This is a genomic window from Bradyrhizobium sp. AUGA SZCCT0176 (assembly GCF_018130145.1).
Classification (GTDB): domain Bacteria; phylum Pseudomonadota; class Alphaproteobacteria; order Rhizobiales; family Xanthobacteraceae; genus Bradyrhizobium.
Genome location: NZ_JAFCMB010000013.1, coordinates 62,670 through 86,627, shown reverse-complemented (window position 1 = coordinate 86,627; position 23,958 = coordinate 62,670). Strand labels below are relative to the sequence as shown.

Sequence of the window (23,958 nt, the reverse complement as noted above, 5' to 3'; positions counted from 1 at the left end):
AGCGCGAACCCGGAACCTCGAGATTCCGGGTTCGATGCTTCGCATCGCCCCGGAATGACGGCAGCAAACAACAGCAGTCGGATAACAACAAAGGTGCAATCAATGCCCCAGACCATCCACCGCGGTATCAAATCCCTGATCGACGAAGCCAATGCCGAGATCGAAACCCTGAGTGCTGCGGATTCGATCAAGGCGGCTGCCAGCGACGACGTGGTCATCGTCGATATCCGCGATCCCCGCGAGATCGAGCGCGACGGCCGCATTCCCGGCGCGTTCTCCTGCACCCGCGGCATGCTGGAATTCTGGATCGATCCGGAAAGCCCATACGCCAAGCCGGTGTTCCAGCAGGACAAGAAATTCATCTTCCACTGCGCCGGCGGCATGCGTTCGGCGCTGGCGGCCAAGACCGCGAAAGACATGGGCCTGAAGCCGGTCGCGCACATGGCCGGCGGTTTCGCCGCCTGGCGCGACGCCGGCGGCCCGGTCGAGAAGTGGGAGCCGAAGAAGAAGGGCTGAAGGTCGTCAGCCACAACCACCGCCGTCATGCCCGGGCTTGACCCGGGCATCCACGTCTTACGGTAGTTGCAACACCAAAGGCGTGGATGGCCGGGACAAGCCCGGCCATGACGAACACCATAGGGATTTCGTGCATGTCTTCCACCGACGATCCGCTTGTCTCCACCGACTGGCTCGCCGAGCATTTCGACGACCCAACAATCAAGATCATCGACGCGTCGTTCAAGATGCCGGGCATCCTGCCGCTGCCGAAGGACGACTATCTCGCATCCCATCTTCCGGGCGCGGTCTTCTTCGACGTCGATGCGGTGTCCGATCATTCCAATCCGCTGCCGCACATGTTTCCGAGCGCCGAGCAGTTCGGCCGCGATGTCGGCGGGCTTGGAATAGGCAACGGCGATACGGTCGTGCTCTACGATTCCGGCGGATGGGTCGCAGCACCGCGCGTGTGGTGGATGTTCCTGTCGTTCGGACACCAGAACGTCCGGATCCTGAATGGCGGCCTGAAGAAGTGGCGTGCCGAAGGCCGCAAGGTTGAGGGCGGTGAGATCACGCCGAAGCCGGCGACGTTCAAGGCGACCTTCGATGCGCGGTACACGCGCAACATCCAGCAGATGGTCGACAATCTCACCAGCCGCACTGAGCAGGTGCTCGATGCGCGCGCCAACGAACGTTACCAGGGCAAGGTGCCCGAGCCGCGGCCGGGCCTGCGTTCGGGGCATATTCCCGGCAGCCTCAGCGTGCCCTACAACCAGTTGTTCGACGCCTCGACCGGTGCGATGAAGTCGCTCGAGGAGTTGCGCGGCGTGTTTGTCGGCGCCGGCGTCAAGCTCGACGCGCCGATCGTGACGAGTTGCGGCTCCGGCGTCTCCGCGCTGGTGCTGACGCTGGCGCTTTATCGCCTCGGCGTCCGCGGCAGTGCGCTATATGACGGCTCATGGACCGAATGGGGTGAGCAGGACGGGCCGCCGGTTGCGACCGGCCCCACCTGAGCGGCGCGGGTTTTATTATCTGCCGCGCGAGGTTAGTTGCGCAAACGGGTCGGCCGCTTGCTGAGCCACCTGCCGCGCCTGCAGCGCGCGTCGCGCCGCGATGATGCGCCGGCGCTCTTTGGCGCGCTGCGCCCGCTTCCGGTTGACGCTGCGCTCTGGTTTCGCGGCCGTCGGTTTCACCGAAGCCGTTTCCTGGATAGCGACGGCAGGACCGCCCAGCGTGGCGATCTTCATTGCGGCGAGGTTGCCTTCCAGGGAGGGCGCTTCCGCCACCGGCGCAGGCTCGGTCGATACGGCTGATGTCGCCGGCGGCGGCGTTTCCGCGATCGCCGCGAGCTTCACTTGCTCATTGGCCGCAGGCGTCTCGGCAGCAGGCGCTTCGGCGGCAGGCACCTCGGCCGGCGTGGCCTGAACAGCCGGTATTGTTTCCGTCGCCGGGATTTCCGCTTTCACCGTCTCGGCCGGCACGACCTCGTTCAGCTTCACGGGCTCGTCCAGTTTCAGCGCAGCAGTCTTTTCCGGTTCAGCCGGCGGCGCTTCCGGAGCTTGTGCGGCAGGGGTAACGGTCTCGATAATCGTCGCCGCGACATTGTCAGGCACCTTCTCCGCGACATCGGGCTCGACGCGCAGCAGGGCCAGCGTCGGCATCGGCGGTTCGTTCTGCCTGACAAAGACGGGTTCGGGCGGCGGCCGCCGCGACGGAATGCTGGCAAATTGCTCGTGCGAGGCACGCAGCAGTGCTGCCGCTCCGAGCCCAAAGACCAGAACCGACATCGACAGCACGATCGCGGCGAACAGAAAGCGAAAACCGGGGAGCATGGACGCGAGTTCCGCCTTGCCAAGAATATGCAGGGCTGTTGATGCCAAGGGAACGCGGTGACCACTGGGAAGCGGCTGGATTCGCACCGCGAATCAGGCCGATTCGAGAGTATCTCAACGTCTCTAACCTGTTTGTTACAAAATTGGCGGCCAATGGCGGCGCTAGAGCGTTTTCCAGCGAAGTGGGCACCCGGTTTGCGTCAAGAAAACGCGTCAAATCAAGAATCTAGAGCCCCGTTCCGATTCAATCGGAACGGAAAAGGCTCTACGCCGGTAATCAATGTTTTTCGCGCCGTGCGGCATCTTTGCCGCAGCGTTCACGGCCCATCACAAAATGACCGATTTGGGCCGAATTTGACGGATTTGTCTTGAATGCGCCGCTATCTTCCGTCATCTGCCGTTAACGGTCCGGTGTGGCTTGGGGACTATACAAGAGCGATGATGATTAACCGTATTCTGACGATCTGCGCTGCCGTCGCTGCTGCCTCGGCAGGAATTTCGCTTGCCCAGGCACAGCAGGGCTATCCCGCTGGCTCGACCTATTCGGCAGCTCCGGGACCGTATGTTCCCGGTGGTTATGGCATCGATCAGCGCCGCGGACCCGGCACGCCCGATTTCGATGCCTTGGACGACGAAGACGACGAGGCGCCGAACGCCCGGAGTTCGACCGCGCTGCCGCCTGGTCCGGTGCTGTCGCCGAACGACCCGCGCTACGGCCGGCCGATGTATTCCGACCGCGGCCCGCCGATGCCCACGGGTCCCGTCCTTTCGCCGGATGATCCGCGTTACGGCCGTCCTGCCGGTCCTCCCCCGGTGATCTACTCCGATCGCGGCGATGGCCGTGTTCCCGCTGCAGGCGTGGTCTATCCGAGCGACGACCGCTTGCGTCCGCCGGAAGCCGTCGGCGGCGGACCCGCCGTCACCGGCGCCGTGCAACCGCAGCAGCCCGCTGTTGGCGCTGACGGCAGGCCGATGGTGCTGTCAGCACTGCCACCGGAAGAACAGCCGGAAGCGGCGCCCGTGCAGCTTCCGCCGCATCTGCGCCGTCAGGAAGTTTCGTTCGCGACCAAGGAGCCCGCCGGCACGCTGGTCGTCGATACGCCGAATACCTACCTCTATTACGTGCTCGGCGGTGGCCGCGCGATCCGCTACGGCGTCCGCGTCGGCCGCGATGGCTTCACCTGGACCGGCGTGCAGAAGGTCAGCCGCAAGGCCGAGTGGCCGGATTGGCATCCGCCGTCGGAGATGATCGAGCGTCAGCCCTATCTGCCGCGCTTCATGGCCGGCGGCCCCGGCAACCCGATGGGTGCCCGCGCGATGTATCTGGGTTCGACCGTCTATCGCATCCACGGCACCAACCAGCCGTCGACGATCGGCAAGTTCGTCTCGTCGGGTTGCATCGGCATGCTGAACGAGGACGTGTCCGACCTGTTCGAGCGCGTCAAAGTCGGCACCCGCGTCGTCGTGATGCCCGGTGGTCCGCCGCCCGGAACTGCGACCGCTTCGGCCGCGCCTGCCCAAGGCTTGGCCCCTGCTCAAGGCTTGCCGCCGGCAAGTGCTCAGGGCGCGCCGGCTCAGGCGCAGCTCGCCCCGGTTCCCGGCATGCAGCCGACCGTGGTGCCCCCGCTGCCCGCGCCGGTGACGGTGCGCTAGGGTCAGAGGTTTGCACGACCGTTATTGAAAAAGGCCCGCAACGCGGGCCTTTTTTTCGTCATTGCCTGCGACAAACGCGAAGCGTTTGCACAAGGGAACGAAGCGACGAAGCAATCCACACTTGCTTTGCCGGACCATGGATTGCTTCGCTTCGCTCGCAATGACGGCTGTGCGTCGTTCGGCGTCGTACGCAAGCTTTCGGCGCCGCGCCTTGTCCGGCTGCCACTTGAATTCACATTTCTTCCGACTATTTGCCGCCGACGTCAGAAGCTGGGCGGCAAGCAGAAGGATCTCAGCATGCGAATTTTCGTTGCGGGCGCCACCGGCGCCGTTGGCCGCGAACTCGTTCCTGCATTGGTTGCGGCCGGTCACTCCGTCACCGGCATGACGCGGACGGCGGCGAAGGCCGATGCCGTCAAACGGCTGGGGGCTGAACCAGTCGTGGCCGACGGCCTCGACGCACCGGCCGTTCATGCCGCCGTGATGTCAGCGAAGCCCGATGTCGTGATCGACGAGATGACCGATCTTGCCGCGGTGACGGATCTGCGCCGTTTCGATCGCGCCTTCGCCACCACCAATCAGCTGCGGACGCGCGGCACCGATTTTCTGCTGATTGCCGCGCGCGATGCCGGCGCGAAACGTTTCATCGCCCAGAGTTTCTGCGGCTGGACCTATGGCAGCGGTGGCGGGCCGGTCAAAACCGAAGCCGACGAACTCGATCCCGATCCGCCGCAGGAATTGCGCCCCACACTCGAAGCGATCCAGCATCTGGAGCGTGCCGTGACCGCGTCGGCCGCGCCCGAAGGCATCGTGCTGCGCTACGGATCGTTCTACGGACCCGATACCGGCATGCTGTCGTCAGCCATGATCGGCCAGCTGCGCCATCGCCGCGTGCCGCTGATCGGCGACGGCGGCGGCTGGTGGTCGTTCGTGCATGTCGAGGACGCGGCCTCCGCAACCGTTGCCGCTATTGAGCATGGCAGGCCCGGCAGCATCTACAACATCGTCGACGACGAACCGGCGCAAGTCAGGGATTGGCTCCCGGCGCTATCAGGCATTCTCGGTGCCAAGCCGCCATTTCACGTACCGGCCTGGCTCGGCCGGCTGCTGGCGGGTGAGCACATGGTCTCGATGATGACCGAGGTGCGGGCAGGGTCGAACGCCAAGGCGAGGCAGGAGCTGGGCTGGCGGCCGGCCTATTCATCCTGGCGTAACGGATTTGCAATGGTCGCGAGGCAGGTGGCGGAGAGGACTGCGGCGTGACTGAGGCTCGCGTCCTCAGGCCAGCTTCCGCAGCGCCTCGCCCTTGAACCAGGCGTCGATGCCTTCGACCATCTGGCGATAGTGGTTGCGAAAGCTGTCCTCGGTGACGTAGCCGAGATGCGGCGTCAGCACGAGGTTGTCGAGCTTGCGGAAGGGATGCTCGACCGGCAGCGGCTCGACCGAGAACACGTCGATGCCGGCGCCCGCGATCTTGTTCTGCGTCAGTGCTTCCAGCAAAGCGCCTTCATCGACGATCGGCCCTCGCGCCGTGTTGACGAGGTAGGCGGTCGGTTTCATGCGGGCGAGGTCCTCACGTCCGACCAGCCCGCGTGAGCGCGGGCCCAGCACGACATGGATAGTGACGATGTCTGATGTCGCGAACAGTTCCTCCTTGGAGGCGTAGCCGACGCCGGCTTCCGCGCACTTCTCGGGCGTCAGGTTCGGGCTCCAGGCGATCACGTTCATGCCGAAGGCCTGCGCCAGCTTTGAGACCTTGGTGCCGAGCTTGCCGAGGCCGATCACGCCCAGGGTGCGGCCCTCGATCTCCATGCCGACGAATTTCTGCAGGGGCTCGCCGGCATGCATGCGCGCATTCTCGCGGCCGATATTGCGGGTCAATTCCAGGATCAGGCCCATCGTCAGGGGCGCGGTGGGATCGCGGCCCCATTGGGTGCCGCACAGCACCACGCCGTGGTCCTTGGCGGCTTCCATGTCGATGGCGGCATTGCGCATGCCCGAGGTGATCAGCAGTTTCAGCTTCGGCAGCGCCGCAAACATCGTGCGTGGAAACGGCGTGCGCTCGCGCATCGCGCAGATGATCTCGAAATCCTTCAGCGCACTGGCCGCGGTTTCCGCGTTCGCAAACGGCTGGTTGAAGACGGTGACATCGACCCGGTCGGCGATTTGGGACCAGTCCGCGACCTTCAAGGCCACATCGAGATAGTCGTCGAGGATTGCACAGCGCAGCCGCGTCATTGGAAAGTCCATACGTTGAGAGATGGCGGCTCGAGGGCCGCCCAGGATCAGCCATGCTTGCGCGCTTTGTGGTCGAACGCAAGCGGCTGATGTCTCACGTCAGGGGCCAAGAATCTGGCTTTCGCACCTCACCTTTTGTGCGGGCGTTGGTGCGTACCCGGTCGTCCGCGTCAGCATGTTTCTGCTCGATCCGCGACCTCAACTTCCGGCCCCAGCGCGAGTACGTCAGAATGCAAGCTGCGCCGGCCAGGGCCGAAAGGAACAAGAGGGTGACGAAAACATCCGTTGAGCCGATTTTTCCAATATCCTGCTTCTGGAAGAATGCGAGCGCGATCACACCGGCAAGACAGCCGCCGGCCAGGACATAGAGCAAGCCGTTCATCGATTTTGCTCGCGGTCTGCGACAATGCAAGGTTGCATGATACGCTAACAGCCGGGATTACCGGGCGTCACGCGCCGTTTGGGGACTTGCTTGAAAGTCGCTTAATCGCGGCGAGCCTGCTTGGCGCGCCAGGCCGGGCCGGGGCCGCGCATATAGTGCAGTTCCGGACGGTAGGGGTTGAAGGCCTTGGCAACGAACTGGCGCCAGAAGTTGCGGAGTTCGGCGAGCGGCTTGGCAAGGCCGTGGCCGTGCGCCGGGGTGGAAAGGGATGCCGAACTGGTCGTCGCCATGACGAGGGTCTCTGGTTTGCCATTCGCGGTTTCGCCGCGGAGACGCCGTTTTTCGGCGTCTTGAACGACTTTTGGCCTGATTTATTAAAAGTTGGTTTCAATTGTCGTGATCCGGCGCACACATGCCCGCACATGGTGACCATCCCGTATTCATCCGTGGTGAACGAACAGAAAACGCGTTCCCGCGGTTGCCCTTTGGGGGCCGCGCCGCTACATCAGCGGCAGCAAATTTCCATAAATCCTCTGGTTTCAAGGGATCGCGATGGCTCGCCAGTTCGTCTATTTCATGCAGGGTCTGACCAAGAGCTACCCGACCCGCAAGGTGCTCGATAACGTCCATCTGTCGTTCTACCCGGACGCCAAGATCGGCGTGCTCGGCGTCAACGGCTCCGGCAAATCGACCTTGCTGCGGATCATGGCCGGCCTCGACAAGGAATATAACGGCGAGGCCTGGGTCGCCGAGGGCGCCCGGGTCGGCTACCTCGAGCAGGAGCCGCATCTCGATGAGACCAAGACGGTCCGCGAGAACGTTATGCTGGGCGTCGCCAAGCAGAAGGCGATCCTCGATCGCTACAACGAACTGGCGATGAATTACTCGGAAGAGACCGCCGACGAGATGACCAAGCTGCAGGACGAGATCGAGGCCGCCGGCCTGTGGGATCTCGACAGCAAGGTCGACCAGGCGATGGACGCGTTGCGCTGCCCGCCCGACGATGCCGACGTCACCAAGCTGTCGGGCGGTGAGCGCCGCCGCGTGGCGTTGTGCAAGCTGCTGCTCGACCAGCCGGAGCTGCTGCTGCTCGACGAACCGACCAACCATCTCGACGCCGAGTCAGTGTCGTGGCTGGAAGGCCATTTGCGCAACTATCCCGGCGCGATCCTGATCGTGACCCATGACCGCTACTTCCTCGACAACGTCACGAGCTGGATCCTCGAGCTCGATCGCGGCAAGGGCATTCCCTACGAGGGCAATTATTCGTCCTGGCTGGTGCAGAAGCAGAAGCGCCTCTTGCAGGAAGGCCGCGAGGACGCCGCGCACCAGAAGACGCTTGAGCGCGAGCAGGAGTGGATTGCGTCGTCGCCCAAGGCGCGCCAGGCCAAGTCCAAGGCGCGCTACCAGCGCTACGAGGACCTGCTGAAGCAGGCCAGCGAGAAGCAGACCCAGACCGCGCAGATCACGATTCCGGTGGCCGAGCGGCTCGGCCAGAACGTCGTCGACTTCGAAGGCCTCAGCAAGGGCTTTGGCGACCGCATGCTGATCGACGACCTCACCTTCAAGCTGCCGCCGGGCGGCATCGTCGGCGTGATCGGCGCCAACGGCGCCGGCAAGACCACGCTGTTCCGGATGATCACCCAGCAGGAGACGCCGGACAAGGGCACGATCACCGTCGGTGAAAGCGTGCATCTCGGTTACGTCGACCAGTCGCGCGACGATCTCGACGGCAAGAAGAACGTGTGGGAGGAAATTTCGGGCGGCAACGAACTGATCCTGCTCGGCAAGCGTGAGGTCAACTCACGCGGCTATTGTTCGTCGTTCAACTTCAAGGGCGCCGACCAGCAGAAGAAGGTCGGCGCGCTGTCGGGCGGCGAGCGCAACCGCGTGCATCTGGCCAAGATGCTCAAGTCCGGCGCCAACCTGCTGCTGCTCGACGAACCGACCAACGATCTCGACGTCGACACGCTGCGCGCGTTGGAAGAGGCGCTGGAGAACTTCGCCGGCTGCGCCGTCATCATCAGCCATGACCGCTGGTTCCTCGACCGCATCGCCACCCACATCCTGGCCTTCGAAGGGGAAAGCCATGTCGAATGGTTCGAAGGCAATTTCCAGGATTACGAGAAGGACAAGATGCGCCGGCTCGGCCAGGACTCCATCATCCCGCATCGCGTGAAGTACAAGAAGCTGACGCGCTGAGTTGTGGTTCGCGCCGAGATGACGAAGCCGTGTCGCAGGCGCTACTCCGCCTGCGCCAAATGGCCGCTCAATTCCGCCCGTCCGGAGGGTGCCATATCCGGCTATTAGATTGGCCGCGATTGCCCCACCTAAGTCCCGCACAGAGAGACCCCCGACCATGTCCATGACGCCGGAAACGCCGTTGCCGCCCCCAGCTGAGAGGAAGGCATTGCGTCCGATCCCGTTCCTGATCTTCAGCTCCCGCTGGCTGCAATTGCCGCTTTATATCGGCCTGATCGTCGCGCAGGGCGTCTATGTCGTGCTGTTTCTGAAAGAGCTGTGGCACCTGTTCGCCCACGCCTTCGATTTCAGCGAGCAGCAGATCATGCTGGCGGTGCTGGGCCTGATCGACGTGGTGATGATTTCGAACCTCCTGGTGATGGTCATCGTCGGCGGCTACGAGACGTTCGTCTCCCGTCTCAATCTGCAAGGACATCCCGACCAGCCGGAATGGCTCAGCCACGTCAACGCCAGCGTGCTCAAGATCAAGCTCGCGATGGCCATCATCGGCATCTCGTCGATCCATCTCTTGCGCACCTTCATCGAGGCCGGGAATCTCGCTTCGGGCAAGGGCTCCTACACCGAAACCGGCGTGATGTGGCAGACCATCATCCATACGGTTTTCATTCTGTCCGCGATCGGCATTGCCTATGTCGACAAGCTGTCGAATGATTCCGCCGAAAACGCCAAACACGCCGCCGCCACGCATTGACGGCGATCGCCTTCGGCAAGCGGTGGACGTCACTTCAGCCGGCGTTTGATATCGCCGAATCTGTCGAGGAAATTGCGTGCTCGAGGCAGAGCATCATGGAGGAACTGCTTTGGTTCTCGCAGCCAGAGCCCCTCGATTTGCCGCGAGCGCTGTTCCGAAACCAGAATGGCGGCTGGCAAGTCCACCAGGCTTGCGTCCCAGCCGGGAAAAAACCGGCGGCCGCGTTTGAAACCGAAGGCGAGCAGGCGCTGTTCCGTCGTGAGGCCGTGATAGTCGAAGGCGTTGATGCCATCCGTCACATAGATGTGGTTGCCGGTGAACCCGGCCGTGGGTTTGATCCAGCGGGCGTGGAAGCCCAGGTCCGGGTATCGTTCCAGAAAAGCGAAGGCCAGCACCTGACAGGCGCCATTGGCGAAGAAGTGCCGATCGGGCCTGTGCCAGTGCTTGGCCGGGTCATTCTTCACATTGATCTTTGGGAAGAACATCGCGTGGATGGTCCCGGCTGGTTAAAATCACTGAGCCGAACGACTCAGTCTGGTAGATTACCGAGCGTCATGGAACAGGTGCGCGCGTGCAATATGCAACTATGATTGGGCGAGCGGGAATTCTGTTATGGGTCGCCCTGTTCGGCTCACAACCCGCCCTTGCCGCCGATGCCGGCTTCACGCAGTTCATTGCCTCGCTGTGGCCGGAGGCGCAGGCCGCCGGCGTGTCGCGGGCGACGTTTGACGCCGAGACCCGCGGCCTCGAGCCGGATTACAAATTGCCCGACCTGATCCTGCCGGGACGGCCCGCCACCGGCGCGCCGTCGCAGGCCGAGTTCGTGCAGGTGCCAGCCGATTATGTGAAGGAGGCCTCGATCGCGCGGCTGGCGGCGGAGGGACAGAAGCTGATGGCAAAGCATCGCGCAGCGCTCAGTCAGATCGAGAGCCGCTTCGGCGTGCCCGCGACGGTCGTGCTCGCGATCTGGGGCCGCGAAACCGATTACGGCCGGTATCGATTGCCTTACGACACCGTGCGCGTGGTGGCGACGCAGGCCTATGTCGGCCGGCGCAAGGATCAGTACCGCGGCGAATTCATTCTGGCGCTGAAGATCCTCGGCGAGGGCGCGGTGACGCGCAAGGACATGCGCTCGTCCTGGGCCGGCGCCACCGGCCTGACGCAATTCCTGCCGGGCGAATATTACAAGCATGGTGTCGATTTCGATGGCGATGGCCGCATCGACATCTGGAATTCGGTGCCGGATGCACTCGCCTCCGCTGCCCAGCAGCTTGTCAACAAGGGCTGGCAGCCGGGTTTGCGCTGGGCCTATGAAGTGCGCGCGCCTGATAATGTTGACTGCACCATGGGCGTGCCCGAGGTGACGAAGCCTATCGGCGAATGGCTGCGCGCGGGCTTCGTGCCGGTGCGCGGCGCGAAGTTGAGTGCGGCCGAGCAGGCCCAGCCAGCCTCGCTGCTGCAGCCCGAAGGCATCTATGGTCCGGCGTTCCTGACCACGAAGAACTACTTCGTGATCAAGGAATATAACTTTTCTGATTTGTACGTGCTGTTCGTCGGCCATCTCGCCGATCGCATGTCGAACCCGCTGCCGTTCGCGACGCCATGGTCGGCTTCGACGCAATTGCGCAGCAAGGACGTCGAAGCCATGCAGCGGCATCTGACGCGGATCGGCCTCTACAAGGACAAGCTCGACGGCAAGGCCGGCATGCAGACCCGCGCGGCGCTGGGGGCGTATCAGAAGTCCGCCGGATTGAAGGTCGATTGCTGGCCGAGCGAAGCGGTGCTGCGTTCGATTAGTTCGTCGCGCTGACTTGGTTGATCGTAGCCCGGATGAGCCAACGGGTCGCGCGAATGCGCGCCCGATGATAAACTCCGCGACATCCGGGTCGGTGCGCGCCTTGTTCCCGGATATCGCTGCGCTCATCCTGGGCTACGGAAGCTGTGCCGCAGGCAAAAGACATCAGCGCGAACGAAAAAGCCCGGCCGAGGATCCCGGCCGGGCTTGAACTCGCAAGGCGCGTTAGACGCGCCGGTCGGTCAGATCAGTGGCAGACTTCGACGCGGCGGTAGGCCCAGCCGTAGCCGTCCCAGAAGCGCTCGCGAACCAGGCGGCAGGCCGGGGGCGCGTCTTCCACATAGACCCGTCCGCCGTAAGCCGGGCGGCTGGAGGCGATGGCGCCACCGATGATCGCGCCGCCGATCAGGCCGCCGACCACGCCAGCTGCCACGCCGCGCTGAGCGTTCGCGGGTGCGGGTGCCGCAGCGAGCGAACCGGCAATCGTTGCGGCCGCGACGAAGGCAGCAAATGTCTTCTTCATGTTGGGGACTCTCCTGGAGGTGGCGCCTGATCAGCCGACGCCGGGTTTAGGGTTAGGCAAACACGCCGTACTCGAATTGGCCGCTTCGAAAAGAGCGCACAACGGTCAACCGAAAGTAAACGTGCGGGCTTGATGGCCGAAAAAAGCGGTTTTTTCTGGCCATGGAAGGGCAAAGTCCCGGACAACCCATCGGGTTTCCGGGACTTTGCGTGCGATTTAATGAAGGTGAACGGGTGTTCAGAGCGTTTTCGGGCTTCGGTTCTGATCCGACCAGATCAGAACCGACAATGCTCTAGTCGCAAACCCGGACGCTGCGCACTCGCCAGCCATAGCCGTCCCAGAAGCGCTGCTTCTGCCAGATGCAGTCCGGACCGTAGCCGGGTTCGGCGACATAGGCCGGGCCGCCGTAATAGCCCGGAGCCGGCGCATAATAGCCCGGACCACCGTAATAGCCGTGCTGCGAGGCGATCGCACCGCCGACAATGGCGCCGCCGATCAATCCGGCTGCGACGCCGGCCGCTACGCCACGCTGCGCATGGGCAGGAGCTGGAACGGCTACCGCGGAAACAGCCAAAGCGGTGACGGCAGTCAGCGCCATCAATGTCTTCTTCATGGGCCTCACCTTTCTGATGGAGCAAAGGACGGCGGGAAAGCGGTCCGTCGCGGCGAAAGTTCCATATTTCGCTGAAATGATCAATGAACGGGACCGCCTCTTTTTGCGACGAAGGGGCGTACGGTTGGGCTTCATTGCGGTGCAAAAGGCCCGTTTCCCAACCGCTTTTGAAGAGGATTCCGGGATGAGCGGGATGCCAATATATCTGGTCGCACTCGGCGGCATGGCGGTGATGTTCTATTGGGTGATAGCCCGGACGTACAATATCAGCGCATGGCCCAGCGGCTCGTCGCGCGACAGCGACCGCTATCGCGACCGCAATGATGACAGCTATGGTTCCAGTAGCGGCGGCGGCAGCAGTGGCTCGAGCATCGCCAACCTGTTCAGCAGCGATAATTCCAGTTCGAACTGCTCGTCCGACAATTCCACGCCGACCGATAATTCCAGCTCCAACTGTTCGTCCGACAGTTTCAGCTCGTCCGACGACTCCAGCTCGTCGAGTGATTCCTCCAGCGATGATAGCGGGGGAGGCGACAGCGACAGCGGTAGTGACAGCGACAGCGGCGGTAGTAGCGATGATTGATAGTGGTGGAGGTGGTGGTGATTAAGGTCACGGTGCCCGCGCGGGAAGCCTGCGATTGTGCCTGTAAGACAAGGCTTTTTAGACTCATTCCAAACTGACTTGGGTTCACTTTGGAATTGCTTGAAAGTGTTGTTTTTCCTTTTGCATCGCGACCGCCGCTTCAATATCGAAGTGGGTAAGCATCACCGATGGACCTGCCGTATTCATGATCGTCTGTTCCTGTAACGTCCTCAGCGACCATGATGTCCGCAATGCTGTCAGTGCAGCTTCGGACCTGCCGCGCAATCCGAAGCAGATCTATGGATGCTTGGGCTGCAGCGCCGAGTGCGGCCGCTGCGCGCGCACCATCAAGGCCATCATCGACGAAGCGCTGGGTCCCTGCGCCAAGGCCTGCTGCTCGGGCTGCCCGCATAGTCACGCCGTGACCGAAGAGCAGGCCCACGAGTTCGCGCTCGCTGCCTCCTGATACCTCTCAAATCCACGGGATAGTTCGGTTCCCACCGCTTTTTTGCGGGAACGGTTGCTCTTGCCTCCAAACTGATTTAGAAACGTTCTAAATACAGTTTCGGGCCGATTTGGCCTCAAAACCACGGAGTGCACCAATGCAGGGCGACCCAAAAGTCATCGATTATCTCAACAAGGGCCTGCGCAGCGAGCTTACCGCGATCAGCCAGTACTGGCTGCATTACCGGCTCCTGAACAATTGGGGCCTGCTGAATATGGCCAAGGTCTGGCGCAAGGAATCCATCGAGGAGATGGAACACGCCGACAAGTTCACCGATCGGATCCTGTTCCTCGACGGCTTTCCCAATTTGCAGGTTCTCGATCCCTTGCGGATCGGCCAGAACGTCCTGGAAATCATCGAATGCGATCTGGCCTCCGAGATATCCGCGCGCGCGCTCTACCAGGAAGCCGCTACCCACTGCCACGGCGTCAAGGATTACGTCTCACGCGACCTGTTCGAGCAGCTGATGAAGGACGAGGAGCATCACATCGATTTCCTCGAGACCCAGCTCGACCTGATCAAGCGCATCGGGCTTGAGCTCTACACCCAGAAGCATGTCGGCGGGCTCGAGAGCGAGCACTGAGGCGGTCAGATTCGGCGGTCACAGGTGACCATCTCGTCATGGCCGGGCTAAAGCGCGAAGCGCGTCTTCGCCTTGGATGACCCGGCCATCCACGACTTAGGCGCCGCCAGACCGTGAAGACGTGGATGGCCGGGGCATAGGCGAGCGAAAGCCACGCCGTCCTTTAGACGGCAATGCCCGGGCATGACGGCGAGAGTCGCAGCTTAACTCTTCATCTTACAGCTGAGTCTTGTACCGCTCGTAAATCACTTCCTGGCTTTCCCGTTCGCCAAGGCCGGTCTGGTCGTGAATGACTTCGCCGATGCTCGGCATCACGGCGCGTTCAACCCGCGTATCGCCCGCCCACAGCTTTGAGCGCATCAGCGCCTTGCCGCAATGGAAATAGGCCTCGTGCACGTCGATGTGCAGCACCGCGCGCGGCGGCTTGCCGAACTCCACCATCGACGCCATCACCTCCGGATCCACCGATACCTTGCCCTTGCCGCCGACGCGTAGCGTCTCGTCGATCCCCGGCACGAAGAAGATCAGCTGCACGAAGCCGCTTCCCTCGACAATGTTGCGAAAACTGTCGATCCGGTTGTTGCCGGAGCGGTCCGGCATCAGCAGCGCCTTCGGTCCGGCGACATGGATGAAGCCGGGATTGCCGCCGCGCGGCGAGGCGTCGACGCTGCCGTCCGCGCCCGACGTGGCCAGCACGCAGAACGGCGACATGCCGATGAATTTCTTCGCATGGACGTCGATCTCGGGGCGCGCCTTCGCGATCACGCGCGGCGAGGGGGCAGGATAGATCGCGGCGAGGTCGCTGGCGGCAAAGTCGGTCAAGGCACATCTCCTGAGTGAATGCGGCGCGATGAGGTGAAGATACCATCGCGGTATTCCGGCGACCACCTATTATCTCTCCATCCTGCGATCCCGGATGCTGCCGGAATCCTACACCGCGTCCGCAGGCACGAAACAGCTGATGATGATGCTGCCGCGGTGATGCACGTACCACACCACGGCCTCTCCGATCGGATTGCCGTGATCGCGAATGACGGCGCGGTCGGGCACCACCATCCATTGGCCTTCGATCGGCACCCAATAGGCGCCGTCGCGCACGTCGTAGGAGGTGCGATGGCCGTCGGAAATATCGCAGCAGGGCACGCCGTTCGGCGCGATCACACTCTTGAACCAGTTGCGGATATCGGGCGGGACATTTTCGAACTGGCCCCTGTCGACGGCGAGCGTTGCGCTTGCGAGCGCACAGAGACACACGAGTAGAGCGAGCTGCGCGAGTCTTCGCATCCAATCCTCCACCGTGTTGTCTTTCGAATCGTATCGGTGACAATTCAAGCGGAGCACGCGAACTGATGCACGCTCAAATAATGAGCGATGCGGCGGGTCCAAAATTGATGCGGTGCGAAATCGGGAATTCATGCTGGCCGCTCAGCCGTTGCATCGAACTGATTAGTGCCTTGAAATGGGCGCAGCACGAACGTGCTATCTTCTTGCGGTGGACGTGTGGTGAGCTGGCGGGGGCAGCAAGCTGCCTAACATGCGGTCTGACCGCCCGTGGTTGGTGGCAGGAGCCGCTCTGCGGTCATCGTCACGATTGGAAACGCGTTGGGCACGAATCCGAAGATTGCGATAGGCTTGCTTTCACCCGTGGGATTGCTGTTTGCGCTCCCCGTCTTGCTCTGGGCTTTCAGCTTTACCGAACTCCTCGGGCTGGAGAAATGCAGCGTCGGTTCGATTGGCGTTGCTGAATACGAGCGCATCCTGTCTCGGGCGGGCGCGCAACGCTGGACAGTCTGGCCCGGTCTGTCGAATGGGGTGTTTTGGCCGTCGGACAGTGGCTTTCGGGGCCCGACAGTAACCTTCAACAGCAATCTCAATGATCAGCTTCTCTCACACATTAGAGAGCTTGCTGGATCCGATCCGTCCATCAGTCGCCAACTGGCCTCGGCCCATGCCGTCATGCGCAGCATGGGTGCAGAATACGTCCAAACGCAGGAGGTGCCGGACATGCGCGGGGACCGCACCAGTTCGCGCGTCCATTTCCAATACTACTTGCCTCAAGTGCGTTTCGCGCCTGTGTGTGTTCTTTGCCTGATATGGTCGTACACAACCATTGACGTGATCTTTTCTCATGATCTTGCCACCGATCGATACGCGTTGCAGGAAGTCAACGTTCTGCACGCCGGGCTGAAAGGAGCCCCCGACAAAAATCGCGCGCGCAACGTCCCATGGGGTAGTTGTCCCGAGTTTCGAATATCCAGGCGGGTCGACGATAGATGATGCAGCAATCGGAAGGAGCTATGGGGTTGCAGCAATCGCTATTGCGGCATCGCGCGTCGCTTGGCGTATGCCTTTGGCGCGACATTCTGCCAGGCCATTGTCAGCGCGCTTTTTAGCGTCGCCGCATTGGCCTTGGCCAGGCGAACATTGGTGTAGCCCTGTTTGCCCCATCCACCTGGCACCGGGCGGAAGATTTCGGGCTCCGCCTCTACCAGCATCGATTGCTGCTCGTACGTTAGCTTCACCGTGCCCCAGTTTTCGTCGGGATGGCCCAGCGTAGCGAAGATACGTTTGCCGACGCGGAAATCAGCCTTGCCGTGATGCGCGCTCTCCACCGTATCGGAAAGCGCGAGTGCGGTCCGACGAAAACGGCTGGTTGACATTGCACGCTTTCTTCCGGGCCTACATCGTCCGCTGCGGCGCGGTCTGCAGCAATTCCTGCAATTGTTTCTTGTAGAATGCCGCGTTGCCGGTGGTGAGGTGTCCGCGCGTCTCGGTCGAGGGCGGGATCAGGAACAGGCGGCCATTCTTGACGCGTTTCATCGCTGCATCGGTGACGCCGGTTTCCGGCGGATTGCGCTCATCGTCGGCGGCGTTGATCGCAAGCAGCGTCGCTTCGATCTTGTCGAGCCCTGCGGACGGATTGTAATCGCGCGAAGCTTCCCACTGATAGATGAAGTCGTTGGCATCGGCTGTAATCGGCAGCGCCAGCCGGTCGTCCACCATCTTGTCCGCCTTCGCGCCCGTCGGCGCCAGCATCTGATAGGCCAGCGTGCCGCCGCCGGTGGCGATGCCATAGGCGGCGATGGCGTATTTCATCATGCGCGGCTGGGTAATGTAATTGCCGCGGTTGTAGTCGGGGTCGTTGCGGATGGTCTCCAGCATCATCCGCCGCAGCATCCAGTTGCGCGCCGCCATCTCGCTCGGCTGCGCGGCCATCGGGACCAGCGCGTCCATGTACTGCGGATATTTTCCGCCCCAGATCCAGGTGTGCATGCCGCCCATCGAATTGCCGATCACCAGCCGCAGGTGCTTCACGCCGAGGCCTTCCTTGACCAGGCGGTAATGCGCGTCGACCATGTCCTCGTAATTGTATTTCGGGAATGCCGTCTTCATGCCGTCGGAGGGCTTTGACGATTTGCCGTGGCCGAGCCCGTCCGGGATGATGATGTAGTATTTCGTCGCGTCCAGCGGCTGGCCGGGGCCGAACAATTCGCCGGCAAAGGTCGGCGTCAGCATGTTGGTGGCCGAGCCGCCCGATCCATGCAGCACCAGCACCGGCTGGCCGGTCGGCTCGCCGATCGTGGTGTAGTGCAGCCGCAGCTCCATGGTTTCGCCGGAGTGGAATTTGAAATCCTTGGCGATCCAGTCGCCCTGTTTGGGCGCCGGATAATCTGCGGCAGACGCGGCGAAGGAGGTCAAGGCGATGGCAGCCGTTAATGTGATTTGCGAAAAATTCATGCTGATCTCCCCGATGCGGCGCTCTTTTTTAGGGCCACTTGTCAGGGAGCCTATCACAACGGCTGTTTCAGCGCACCAGATTGCCGTACAGCGTGTAATTGGCTTTCGGGCCCTGCATCACCAGCGTCCAGTGCGTAAAGTCGATCGAGGAGGTGCAGGAATTGCCACCGCCCTGCAGGATCAGCGTCAGGATCTGCTGCGTCGCGATACCAGGCTGAAACACGCCGCTGCCTGAGGCGGGCGCTGACAGCTTCCATTCCTTGTAGAGCGTCGGGCCGCGGCCCCTGTCGGGCCGGTCGCGCGGGTCGACCTCGAACACCGAGATCGTTGGGGGACGCGTCAACGCTAACGTGCCGGTGTGGCCGGCGGCGTCGCGGAACGAAAGCACGAGTCTGTCCTCGCGCCATTGCGCCGAAAGCGTGTAGGTGCCGGCGGGCGAGGCGATGCCTTGGATGCCCTCGACGTCGCCTTCGCCCGTGAACAAGGTCGCCTTGCCGCCGAAACGCAGGCTTTCAATCTCCTGCTGCTTGCTGGAATCCAGCGCCACGGTGGCGACGTTGCGTTGGCCTTCATTGGTGCAGCAGGCGCAGGCGAGGGCGGAGGACGTCTGGCCCACGAGATAAATGGCGAGCGCAAGGCCGAGGCGGATCGGGGCGAGCATCGGAAGCCTTTCGCTGTCGCGCTACGTTGGTCGCGGCTTTCACCCCTCGCGTTCACCAGACTTGAGGCGTGCGCCCTGGGCGGCTAGGCGGTGTCCTCGACATCGGTCTCCGGCCGGTCGTTGCCGGCCGCGGTCTCGGTCTGCCACTTGCCGTCAGCGGTTTCGTATTCGATCACCTCGGTGCGACCGGGCACCCGCTGCTCGGCCGCCGCACGCCGCGCGGCCGCGAGCGCCGCGGCATGGGTCCGATACGGTTCGGAAAAAACGCCATTGGCGGTATAGGCCCAGCCGCCGTCATGCTCGACGATCTTGTAGGTCACGTGGCTCATCGGGAACTCGCTATGCCATTGCCGAGAGGGTGAACGCGCCGGTCAATCTATGACAGAATAGTCGAAACTGTCGGATTTTGCATCGGCCGTTCGTCCTTGGAATGGCCAGCCTGCATCCCGAGGAGAGAACCATGTGTCGCAACATCAAGACCCTGTTCAATTTCGAGCCGCCGGCGACGCACGCGGAAATCCATGCTTCGGCGCTGCAATTCGTGCGCAAGCTTTCCGGGTTCAACTCGCCGTCGCAGGCCAATGCGGAGGCCTTCAACCGCGCGGTCTCCGAGGTCTCCGACAGCGCCCGCCGCCTGCTGGCGTCGCTGCAGACCAACGCGCCGGCCCGCGACCGCGAGGTCGAGGCCGAGAAGGCACGGGAACGATCGCGGGCGAGATTCGGGTAAGACGGGCTGCGTTCGCCGCCCGGCATTGAATTGGAGGCGTTCCTGATCGCGTTTTCCTGGGTTCGGTAGCCCACGTGACGTAGCTCACAGTGCGTCCGGTCGCCCGGGCATAGGTTGGCACCATCCGATTGCCGTGGAGGGTGTCATGAAGCCGACGATTCCCCTGAAACTGAGCGCCATCGCTTTCACCGTGCTGTGGTCCGGCTGGATGCTGTGGGTGGGCGGAAGCTACGAGCCCGCCATCATCATCATTCTCGCGATTTCGGGCTCCATTGCGGGTTTTCTCTGGTATCGCGTCATGCGCTGGTGCTTCCGGCTCATGCGTCTGCTGCCGGATATTGGCGCCGGGCCCAGCGCCGCTCATTGAACGTCATGATCGCATCGGGCTCGGCGTTGCTGATGCTGTTCACCGGACTGGCGACGGCCTGGTCGATCCCATGATCCCCGCGGGCGAATGGCAATATTCACGCCGGCTCCACGCAGGCGGATGCTGAGTGCCTACAACTTCGCCTTGCGCCAATATCTCATCGACAATCGCCACATGGACACGCTTGGCGTTTCACGCCATTCGGGGGGCGATGATCATCGACAGGTTCGGCTACAGGGAATGTCCGCGGCGCTGAGCGGCGCGCTTACTTCTTGTCCTTGTGTTTGCGCTTGTGCTTCTTCTTTTCCTTTTGGCGATCGTCGTCATCATCAGCGTCGCCATCATCACCGTGCAAGGCCGTCTCGAGCGCCTCTCGCTCGGCGGCTTCCCGTTCGGCGGCCTCGAGTGCCGCCGCTTCGCGCTCCGCCGCCTCGCGCTCGCGCATCTTCCGGTGATCTTCCCAGGCATCGAAAATCAGATGCAGCCACGGCATTACCTGCTCGATCGAGGGCAACTGGCCGGGCGGTCCGGGTTCGCCGCGGGAGCCTGCCGGACCCTGCGCGCCGGCTTTGCCCTGTGGACCGGCTTCGCCGCGCTTGCCTTGCGGTCCGGCTTTACCTTGCGCGCCGGCCTTGCCGTCCGCTCCAGGCTTGCCGCGCGGGCCTTCCAGGCCCGGCGGTCCGGGATGCCCCTGCGGTCCGGGACGTCCGGGCTCGCCGCGCGGGCCCTGTGGTCCCTGTCGTCCCTGCCGGGTACCTGCTTCGTCCGCCACGTGTGCGCTCCGAATATGATTCCGAAGCGCTTCTTATCAGACGTTTGATGACGGCTTCAATTGAGTTGTCGATTTTGATCAACATCAACGGAATCGTCATGGAGGCGTCCCGTTGGCGGGCCTCCGATGACGGTTCTGCTACGAACGCAGTACGATCGGCACGAAGCGTGGATTCCTCAATGGCGTGGTTTGTTGGTTCGATCGCAACTTGGCTTCCAGGCGCAGCAAAAAGATTTCCGCAAGCATTGTCGTTCTCCATTGTTAGCGTATGTGGAGATTGGTCGTCAGCTTGCCGATGTCCGTTCGATTTTTCGGCCCGAACCGGGAGTCTCGCTTTGCTTATGTGATCCAGGTCACGGGCAGATTGAGCAGGCCGCGAAACGCCCAGCCGCCAATCCGCACCGGCTCGCTCTCGTCGAGTTGCAGACCCTTGAGCCGTGTGAAAATGCCGGGCAGCGCGACATCCGCGACCATCGCGCGCGAGGCAAAGGCGCCGGCGCAATAATGCGGGCCGGCGCCGAAGGCGATGCTCTTCGACGTGTTGCGAGTGATGTCGAAGCGATCAGGATCGCCGAAAACGGCCTCGTCACGGTTGGCGGAGCCGAACATGAAGAACACGCGATCCTCCGGCTCGAAATCGACGCCGCCATAGGACCACGGTTTCGCAACGCGGCGCGGCGACATCCCGATCGGGGCGATCCAGCGCGCATACTCCTCGAACACGTCGAGCCACTTCGCCTTGCCCTCGCGAACCAGCGCGAGCTGTTCGGGATGCGTCAGCAGCGCCCAGGTCGCGCCGGCGATGGCGTCGCGCGGTTCGTTCTGGCCGCCCGAGATCGCCAGCTTGATGTTGGCGCGGATGCTTTCCATGTTCTGCCCGGAGGCCAGGAGCACGCTGAGGATCGAGGTGTTGGGATGTTTGGCCACCACCGGGATCATGTCGTCGATCGCGGCATCGATGCCTGACGTCGCGGCGTGGCAGCGCGCCTCGACCTCCTTGTTTCCCGTGTAGTTGGCGATGCCGTCGATCATCGCCTGCGACCAGGCGTCCATGTCCTGGTAGCGCATGTTGGTCAGGCCGGTGACGTCCTTCAGGCATTCGGCCGACAGCGGCAGCGCCAGCGCCTTGCACAGATCGGCTTTGCCGCCCTGCGGCATGAGCTCGTCGAGGATGCGGTCGGCATGGGCCTGGAACTGGCGCACCCAGGTGTCGCGCACCGTGCGCGGCGACACCGCCGGAAACATCGCCGCGCGTTCCGACTTATGCGCATCGCCATCCTTGCGCATCATGTTGTGGCCCATCAGCACGTTCATCAGCCCCGCCGGCTGATGCGAGGAGAACACGTCGGTGCGTTTTTCCTGGGTGAAAATGTCGTCGCGCCGGGTGAACACGGTCGAGCCCAGCTGCGGCACGAACGCGATCGGCGCCTCCTTCCGCATCCGCGCCAGGGCCGGATAGGGATCGGCCCAGAACGTTGGTACGTCGATGTCGAAATGCGGGGCGTTGGACATGATCGGTTACCGCGGGTGGGAGAGCTAACTAGTTGCCTAGGCAAGTATGTCATTGCCGGGCCTGACCCCGCAATCCGTTTTTCTTGGGTTCCCGCACCAAATCGCGGGTCCCGTCGGCTCAGACCGTCCGGTAGCCTCCATCCACCATCACGATCGACCCCGACACATAGGCGGACAGATCGGACGCCAGGAAGACCGCGGGGCCGACAATGTCTTCGGCGGTGCCGGCGCGGCCGAGCGGGGTGTGGTCGACGAACACTTTTACCAGCGCCGGATTGCTGGCGCGCACCTTTTCGTTCAGCGGCGTCTCGATGAAGCCTGGGCCGATCGCGTTGACGCGGACGCCGTCCTTGCCGAGTTCGGCGGCGAGCGCCTTGGTGAAGCCGAGCACGCCGTGTTTGGAGGCGGTGTAGGCCGGTGAACTCGGCGTCTTCAGATGCACGAACGACTGGATCGAGCCGATATTGACGATGCGCCCCTTGGCGGCGCGCAGCGGTTCGAGGAAGGCATGCGTCACGTTGAAGACGCCGGTGAGGTTGATCGCGATGATGTCTTCCCAATCGTTGATCACGGCTTCGGCCGCGCCCAGCATGCCGTTGCGGCGGGCGATGCCGGCATTGTTGACCAGGATCGAGGTCTGCCCGACCTTTTCGGCGACGCGCCTGGCGATCGCGACGCAGTCGTCGCGCCTGGTGACGTCGAGCAGGAAACTTTCGGCCTTGCCGCCGGCGTCGCGGATTTCCTTTGCCACGCTGGCCGCCGCCGCCTCGTTCATGTCGAGCAGCACCACGCGCGCGCCCTCGCTGGCGTAGCCTTTCGCGATCGCGCGCCCGATGCCGGAGCCTGCGCCGGTGATGACAGCGATGTGATTTTGGAGCAGGGGCATGGATGTTTCCTCAACGGTTCTGTTTTTGTGTGAGGATCATACTAGGATGCGGATCGCGGGCCGTCAGCCCCCGGACGGTGCTGGAAGCGCGGGGCAGGTGTGTGCGGAGCATGGAGCCGGCAGCGCGACGCGGCAGGCGTTTTTCAAAGCGGCAAGGCCGGCGGGGCATCACCCACCGGCCTTGATCGACGAAATGATGGTCGATAGGCGCAAGCTTAGATCTTGCAGGCGCCCTTCTTGAGCATGCCGTCCTTGATCGCGATCGCGGCGGCGAAGGTCGGGACCGGCTTGCTGACTGTCTTGTAGTTCGAGGGGATCGGCTTGCCCGGAATGCTCTCGTCCCAGATCTGGCAGGCGCCGGTGCCTTCCCAGCGGATCAGGTGAAACGCGGCTTCGGCAGGCGCGGTCGCGGCAAAAGCGGACAGCGCGATAGCGGCGGCGGCACTGAGAGCGGTAACTCGAAGCATGGGCAAAGGTCTCCTGTTGGGAAATGTCGGCCGGCCCCCGCAATGCGTGCTGGCGGGGGCGGCGCCCGATGGGGATCCGGGCATTCATTGAGTGTGGCGAAAGCGTGATTGGTTCAATTTTTCCGCCACGAAAAAGGCCGGTGGGGCCGGCCTTGATCGAAGCGTCAACGCGCGCTCAGAACGAGCAGGTGCCGTTGTGCAGCAGGCCGTCTTTCAGCACCAGCGCATCGCCGAAGGTCGGCACTTCGCTGCCGACGACGACCGTGTAGTTGCTCGGATACGGCGCGGTCGGCACGCTCTGGTCCCAGATCTGGCAGAAGCCGGAATCCTGCCAGCGGATCAGATGGAAGGAGGCTTCGGCGGGGCTCATGGCGGCAAGCGAAGTGACGCCAACAGCGGCAGCGGCGGCGAGGAGGCAAAGACGGCGCATCGAGGGTCTCCTGAGCATCAAGGGGTTTGCAGCTCTCCCAGCCAATGAAATCCGATCGGGGAGGTGCCCGAGACGTCATGTCCCGGTCATGAATTATGTCCCGCAAGTGCCCGATTGGTTCAAAGCCGCGCGCCCAGAAATGGCCGGGCCTGAAGCGCGGTGGAACCCTGCAAATCGCGCGGCGTGAATAGGCTTTGTCGATCCCGTCAATCGGTTACAATCAGCCAGGCGCGACTCTGATTC

31 protein-coding genes are annotated in these 23,958 nt (G+C 62.9%); 13 read left to right on the top strand and 18 right to left on the bottom strand.

Going from position 1 to position 23,958, the window contains the following annotated elements; genetic code table 11:
• The first annotated feature begins 102 nt into the window (after window positions 1-102).
• Window positions 103-516 carry a rhodanese-like domain-containing protein gene (locus JQ600_RS25870; protein WP_212389824.1) on the top strand — a complete coding sequence of 138 codons (414 nt, stop codon included), beginning with the start codon at window positions 103-105 and terminating at the stop codon, window positions 514-516.
• Between the two features lie 134 nt (window positions 517-650).
• A complete protein-coding gene (gene sseA, locus JQ600_RS25865) occupies window positions 651-1,508 on the top strand; it encodes a 3-mercaptopyruvate sulfurtransferase (protein WP_212389823.1) in 858 nt (285 codons plus the stop codon).
• Between the two features lie 15 nt (window positions 1,509-1,523).
• Here the strand turns inward: sseA and JQ600_RS25860 are convergent, their stop codons facing one another.
• A complete protein-coding gene (locus JQ600_RS25860; RefSeq protein ID WP_212266814.1) occupies window positions 1,524-2,327 on the bottom strand; it encodes a hypothetical protein in 804 nt (267 codons plus the stop codon).
• 438 nt (window positions 2,328-2,765) lie between these two features.
• On the opposite strand from JQ600_RS25860, the gene JQ600_RS25855 reads away from it, so the two are divergent.
• Both JQ600_RS25855 and JQ600_RS25850 read left to right on the top strand, forming a co-directional pair.
• Window positions 2,766-3,980, top strand: a complete 1,215-nt coding sequence (locus JQ600_RS25855; protein WP_212389822.1) for a L,D-transpeptidase — start codon at window positions 2,766-2,768, stop codon at window positions 3,978-3,980.
• Window positions 3,981-4,277: 297 nt separating this feature from the next.
• Entirely contained in the window at window positions 4,278-5,243 is a 966-nt protein-coding gene (locus tag JQ600_RS25850; protein WP_212389821.1) for an NAD(P)-dependent oxidoreductase, read from the top strand.
• A gap of 15 nt (window positions 5,244-5,258) precedes the next feature.
• Here the strand turns inward: JQ600_RS25850 and JQ600_RS25845 are convergent, their stop codons facing one another.
• The 3 genes from JQ600_RS25845 to JQ600_RS25835 all read right to left on the bottom strand — a co-directional run bounded on the left by JQ600_RS25845 (window position 5,259) and on the right by JQ600_RS25835 (window position 6,890).
• Entirely contained in the window at window positions 5,259-6,218 is a 960-nt protein-coding gene (locus JQ600_RS25845; RefSeq protein WP_212389820.1) for a D-2-hydroxyacid dehydrogenase family protein, read from the bottom strand.
• Window positions 6,219-6,312: 94 nt separating this feature from the next.
• Window positions 6,313-6,600: a hypothetical protein gene (locus JQ600_RS25840; protein ID WP_212490149.1), complete on the bottom strand. Its 288-nt coding sequence runs from the start codon at window positions 6,598-6,600 to the stop codon at window positions 6,313-6,315.
• A 101-nt stretch (window positions 6,601-6,701) separates the two neighbouring features.
• Entirely contained in the window at window positions 6,702-6,890 is a 189-nt protein-coding gene (locus tag JQ600_RS25835) for a hypothetical protein (protein ID WP_212266804.1), read from the bottom strand.
• Window positions 6,891-7,152: 262 nt separating this feature from the next.
• Between JQ600_RS25835 and ettA the strand changes: the two genes are divergently transcribed.
• Window positions 7,153-8,802, top strand: a complete 1,650-nt coding sequence (gene ettA, locus JQ600_RS25830; protein WP_212389819.1) for an energy-dependent translational throttle protein EttA — start codon at window positions 7,153-7,155, stop codon at window positions 8,800-8,802.
• Between the two features lie 157 nt (window positions 8,803-8,959).
• Window positions 8,960-9,553: a TIGR00645 family protein gene (locus JQ600_RS25825; protein WP_192740043.1), complete on the top strand. Its 594-nt coding sequence runs from the start codon at window positions 8,960-8,962 to the stop codon at window positions 9,551-9,553.
• 29 nt (window positions 9,554-9,582) lie between these two features.
• Here JQ600_RS25825 and JQ600_RS25820 read toward each other — a convergent pair whose 3' ends face one another.
• Window positions 9,583-10,038 carry a hypothetical protein gene (locus JQ600_RS25820; RefSeq protein ID WP_212389818.1) on the bottom strand — a complete coding sequence of 152 codons (456 nt, stop codon included), beginning with the start codon at window positions 10,036-10,038 and terminating at the stop codon, window positions 9,583-9,585.
• Between the two features lie 101 nt (window positions 10,039-10,139).
• On the opposite strand from JQ600_RS25820, the gene JQ600_RS25815 reads away from it, so the two are divergent.
• The gene (locus JQ600_RS25815; RefSeq protein ID WP_212389865.1) at window positions 10,140-11,363 is read left to right on the top strand and encodes a lytic murein transglycosylase; all 1,224 of its coding nucleotides are present in this window, start codon (window positions 10,140-10,142) and stop codon (window positions 11,361-11,363) included.
• Between the two features lie 232 nt (window positions 11,364-11,595).
• Here JQ600_RS25815 and JQ600_RS25810 read toward each other — a convergent pair whose 3' ends face one another.
• Together JQ600_RS25810 and JQ600_RS25805 are read right to left on the bottom strand one after the other, a co-directional pair.
• Window positions 11,596-11,871, bottom strand: coding sequence for a hypothetical protein (locus JQ600_RS25810; protein WP_212389817.1), 276 nt, complete (start codon window positions 11,869-11,871; stop codon window positions 11,596-11,598).
• A gap of 292 nt (window positions 11,872-12,163) precedes the next feature.
• Window positions 12,164-12,484 carry a hypothetical protein gene (locus tag JQ600_RS25805; RefSeq protein ID WP_211997293.1) on the bottom strand — a complete coding sequence of 107 codons (321 nt, stop codon included), beginning with the start codon at window positions 12,482-12,484 and terminating at the stop codon, window positions 12,164-12,166.
• Between JQ600_RS25805 and JQ600_RS25800 the strand changes: the two genes are divergently transcribed.
• The 3 genes from JQ600_RS25800 to bfr all read left to right on the top strand — a co-directional run bounded on the left by JQ600_RS25800 (window position 12,450) and on the right by bfr (window position 14,155).
• On the top strand, window positions 12,450-13,067 hold the full coding sequence (locus JQ600_RS25800) for a hypothetical protein (protein WP_212266798.1): 618 nt from the start codon (window positions 12,450-12,452) through the stop codon (window positions 13,065-13,067). The genes JQ600_RS25805 and JQ600_RS25800 overlap by 35 nt on opposite strands.
• Window positions 13,068-13,272: 205 nt before the next feature.
• Complete coding sequence (locus JQ600_RS25795) at window positions 13,273-13,533, top strand: bacterioferritin-associated ferredoxin (protein WP_212206892.1); 261 nt, start codon at window positions 13,273-13,275, stop codon at window positions 13,531-13,533.
• A 136-nt stretch (window positions 13,534-13,669) separates the two neighbouring features.
• Window positions 13,670-14,155, top strand: a complete 486-nt coding sequence (gene bfr / locus JQ600_RS25790) for a bacterioferritin (RefSeq protein ID WP_192740037.1) — start codon at window positions 13,670-13,672, stop codon at window positions 14,153-14,155.
• 216 nt (window positions 14,156-14,371) lie between these two features.
• Here bfr and JQ600_RS25785 read toward each other — a convergent pair whose 3' ends face one another.
• Window positions 14,372-14,977, bottom strand: coding sequence for a pyridoxamine 5'-phosphate oxidase family protein (locus tag JQ600_RS25785; protein WP_212389816.1), 606 nt, complete (start codon window positions 14,975-14,977; stop codon window positions 14,372-14,374).
• A gap of 108 nt (window positions 14,978-15,085) precedes the next feature.
• Window positions 15,086-15,439, bottom strand: coding sequence for a hypothetical protein (locus JQ600_RS25780; RefSeq protein ID WP_212266790.1), 354 nt, complete (start codon window positions 15,437-15,439; stop codon window positions 15,086-15,088).
• Window positions 15,440-15,757: 318 nt separating this feature from the next.
• Here JQ600_RS25780 and JQ600_RS25775 point away from each other — a divergent pair, with 318 nt between their 5' ends.
• Window positions 15,758-16,432, top strand: a complete 675-nt coding sequence (locus JQ600_RS25775) for a hypothetical protein (protein WP_212266787.1) — start codon at window positions 15,758-15,760, stop codon at window positions 16,430-16,432.
• A 38-nt stretch (window positions 16,433-16,470) separates the two neighbouring features.
• Here JQ600_RS25775 and JQ600_RS25770 read toward each other — a convergent pair whose 3' ends face one another.
• The 4 genes from JQ600_RS25770 to JQ600_RS25755 form a co-directional block, all read right to left on the bottom strand.
• The gene (locus tag JQ600_RS25770) at window positions 16,471-16,815 is read right to left on the bottom strand and encodes an MmcQ/YjbR family DNA-binding protein (protein ID WP_212389815.1); all 345 of its coding nucleotides are present in this window, start codon (window positions 16,813-16,815) and stop codon (window positions 16,471-16,473) included.
• 19 nt (window positions 16,816-16,834) lie between these two features.
• On the bottom strand, window positions 16,835-17,893 hold the full coding sequence (locus tag JQ600_RS25765; RefSeq protein ID WP_212389814.1) for an alpha/beta fold hydrolase: 1,059 nt from the start codon (window positions 17,891-17,893) through the stop codon (window positions 16,835-16,837).
• Window positions 17,894-17,960: 67 nt separating this feature from the next.
• Complete coding sequence (locus JQ600_RS25760) at window positions 17,961-18,554, bottom strand: hypothetical protein (RefSeq protein WP_212389813.1); 594 nt, start codon at window positions 18,552-18,554, stop codon at window positions 17,961-17,963.
• 83 nt (window positions 18,555-18,637) lie between these two features.
• Window positions 18,638-18,883 carry a DUF2188 domain-containing protein gene (locus JQ600_RS25755; RefSeq protein WP_212266777.1) on the bottom strand — a complete coding sequence of 82 codons (246 nt, stop codon included), beginning with the start codon at window positions 18,881-18,883 and terminating at the stop codon, window positions 18,638-18,640.
• A 131-nt stretch (window positions 18,884-19,014) separates the two neighbouring features.
• On the opposite strand from JQ600_RS25755, the gene JQ600_RS25750 reads away from it, so the two are divergent.
• Together JQ600_RS25750 and JQ600_RS25745 are read left to right on the top strand one after the other, a co-directional pair.
• Window positions 19,015-19,281 carry a DUF2277 domain-containing protein gene (locus JQ600_RS25750; RefSeq protein ID WP_211997302.1) on the top strand — a complete coding sequence of 89 codons (267 nt, stop codon included), beginning with the start codon at window positions 19,015-19,017 and terminating at the stop codon, window positions 19,279-19,281.
• Window positions 19,282-19,426: 145 nt separating this feature from the next.
• A complete protein-coding gene (locus JQ600_RS25745) occupies window positions 19,427-19,648 on the top strand; it encodes a hypothetical protein (RefSeq protein WP_212389812.1) in 222 nt (73 codons plus the stop codon).
• A gap of 265 nt (window positions 19,649-19,913) precedes the next feature.
• Here JQ600_RS25745 and JQ600_RS25740 read toward each other — a convergent pair whose 3' ends face one another.
• The 5 genes from JQ600_RS25740 to JQ600_RS25720 all read right to left on the bottom strand — a co-directional run bounded on the left by JQ600_RS25740 (window position 19,914) and on the right by JQ600_RS25720 (window position 23,715).
• On the bottom strand, window positions 19,914-20,420 hold the full coding sequence (locus JQ600_RS25740) for a collagen-like protein (protein ID WP_212389811.1): 507 nt from the start codon (window positions 20,418-20,420) through the stop codon (window positions 19,914-19,916).
• A 339-nt stretch (window positions 20,421-20,759) separates the two neighbouring features.
• Complete coding sequence (locus tag JQ600_RS25735; protein ID WP_212490148.1) at window positions 20,760-21,932, bottom strand: cytochrome P450; 1,173 nt, start codon at window positions 21,930-21,932, stop codon at window positions 20,760-20,762.
• 118 nt (window positions 21,933-22,050) lie between these two features.
• Window positions 22,051-22,818, bottom strand: a complete 768-nt coding sequence (locus JQ600_RS25730; protein WP_212389809.1) for an SDR family NAD(P)-dependent oxidoreductase — start codon at window positions 22,816-22,818, stop codon at window positions 22,051-22,053.
• Window positions 22,819-23,033: 215 nt separating this feature from the next.
• Window positions 23,034-23,285, bottom strand: coding sequence for a hypothetical protein (locus tag JQ600_RS25725; RefSeq protein ID WP_212266766.1), 252 nt, complete (start codon window positions 23,283-23,285; stop codon window positions 23,034-23,036).
• A 175-nt stretch (window positions 23,286-23,460) separates the two neighbouring features.
• Window positions 23,461-23,715, bottom strand: a complete 255-nt coding sequence (locus JQ600_RS25720) for a hypothetical protein (RefSeq protein ID WP_212389808.1) — start codon at window positions 23,713-23,715, stop codon at window positions 23,461-23,463.
• Window positions 23,716-23,958: the final 243 nt, after the last annotated feature.

What these genes read in the sequence shown, in the direction of transcription:
- JQ600_RS25810 (WP_212389817.1), bottom strand. Translation starts at nt 11,871, where the DNA reads ATGAAGAAGACATTTGCTGCCTTCGTCGCGGCCGCAACGATTGCCGGT.
- JQ600_RS25815 (WP_212389865.1), top strand. Translation starts at nt 10,140, where the DNA reads ATGATTGGGCGAGCGGGAATTCTGTTATGGGTCGCCCTGTTCGGCTCA.
- JQ600_RS25765 (WP_212389814.1), bottom strand. Translation starts at nt 17,893, where the DNA reads ATGAATTTTTCGCAAATCACATTAACGGCTGCCATCGCCTTGACCTCC.
- JQ600_RS25870 (WP_212389824.1), top strand. Translation starts at nt 103, where the DNA reads ATGCCCCAGACCATCCACCGCGGTATCAAATCCCTGATCGACGAAGCC.
- JQ600_RS25730 (WP_212389809.1), bottom strand. Translation starts at nt 22,818, where the DNA reads ATGCCCCTGCTCCAAAATCACATCGCTGTCATCACCGGCGCAGGCTCC.
- JQ600_RS25805 (WP_211997293.1), bottom strand. Translation starts at nt 12,484, where the DNA reads ATGAAGAAGACATTGATGGCGCTGACTGCCGTCACCGCTTTGGCTGTT.
- JQ600_RS25860 (WP_212266814.1), bottom strand. Translation starts at nt 2,327, where the DNA reads ATGCTCCCCGGTTTTCGCTTTCTGTTCGCCGCGATCGTGCTGTCGATG.
- sseA (WP_212389823.1), top strand. Translation starts at nt 651, where the DNA reads ATGTCTTCCACCGACGATCCGCTTGTCTCCACCGACTGGCTCGCCGAG.
- JQ600_RS25845 (WP_212389820.1), bottom strand. Translation starts at nt 6,218, where the DNA reads ATGACGCGGCTGCGCTGTGCAATCCTCGACGACTATCTCGATGTGGCC.
- JQ600_RS25760 (WP_212389813.1), bottom strand. Translation starts at nt 18,554, where the DNA reads ATGCTCGCCCCGATCCGCCTCGGCCTTGCGCTCGCCATTTATCTCGTG.
- JQ600_RS25755 (WP_212266777.1), bottom strand. Translation starts at nt 18,883, where the DNA reads ATGAGCCACGTGACCTACAAGATCGTCGAGCATGACGGCGGCTGGGCC.
- JQ600_RS25725 (WP_212266766.1), bottom strand. Translation starts at nt 23,285, where the DNA reads ATGCTTCGAGTTACCGCTCTCAGTGCCGCCGCCGCTATCGCGCTGTCC.
- JQ600_RS25855 (WP_212389822.1), top strand. Translation starts at nt 2,766, where the DNA reads ATGATGATTAACCGTATTCTGACGATCTGCGCTGCCGTCGCTGCTGCC.
- JQ600_RS25795 (WP_212206892.1), top strand. Translation starts at nt 13,273, where the DNA reads ATGATCGTCTGTTCCTGTAACGTCCTCAGCGACCATGATGTCCGCAAT.
- JQ600_RS25735 (WP_212490148.1), bottom strand. Translation starts at nt 21,932, where the DNA reads ATGTCCAACGCCCCGCATTTCGACATCGACGTACCAACGTTCTGGGCC.
- JQ600_RS25720 (WP_212389808.1), bottom strand. Translation starts at nt 23,715, where the DNA reads ATGCGCCGTCTTTGCCTCCTCGCCGCCGCTGCCGCTGTTGGCGTCACT.
- JQ600_RS25820 (WP_212389818.1), bottom strand. Translation starts at nt 10,038, where the DNA reads ATGTTCTTCCCAAAGATCAATGTGAAGAATGACCCGGCCAAGCACTGG.
- JQ600_RS25840 (WP_212490149.1), bottom strand. Translation starts at nt 6,600, where the DNA reads ATGAACGGCTTGCTCTATGTCCTGGCCGGCGGCTGTCTTGCCGGTGTG.
- JQ600_RS25750 (WP_211997302.1), top strand. Translation starts at nt 19,015, where the DNA reads ATGTGTCGCAACATCAAGACCCTGTTCAATTTCGAGCCGCCGGCGACG.
- JQ600_RS25770 (WP_212389815.1), bottom strand. Translation starts at nt 16,815, where the DNA reads ATGTCAACCAGCCGTTTTCGTCGGACCGCACTCGCGCTTTCCGATACG.
- ettA (WP_212389819.1), top strand. Translation starts at nt 7,153, where the DNA reads ATGGCTCGCCAGTTCGTCTATTTCATGCAGGGTCTGACCAAGAGCTAC.
- JQ600_RS25745 (WP_212389812.1), top strand. Translation starts at nt 19,427, where the DNA reads ATGAAGCCGACGATTCCCCTGAAACTGAGCGCCATCGCTTTCACCGTG.
- JQ600_RS25780 (WP_212266790.1), bottom strand. Translation starts at nt 15,439, where the DNA reads ATGCGAAGACTCGCGCAGCTCGCTCTACTCGTGTGTCTCTGTGCGCTC.
- JQ600_RS25835 (WP_212266804.1), bottom strand. Translation starts at nt 6,890, where the DNA reads ATGGCGACGACCAGTTCGGCATCCCTTTCCACCCCGGCGCACGGCCAC.
- bfr (WP_192740037.1), top strand. Translation starts at nt 13,670, where the DNA reads ATGCAGGGCGACCCAAAAGTCATCGATTATCTCAACAAGGGCCTGCGC.
- JQ600_RS25825 (WP_192740043.1), top strand. Translation starts at nt 8,960, where the DNA reads ATGTCCATGACGCCGGAAACGCCGTTGCCGCCCCCAGCTGAGAGGAAG.
- JQ600_RS25850 (WP_212389821.1), top strand. Translation starts at nt 4,278, where the DNA reads ATGCGAATTTTCGTTGCGGGCGCCACCGGCGCCGTTGGCCGCGAACTC.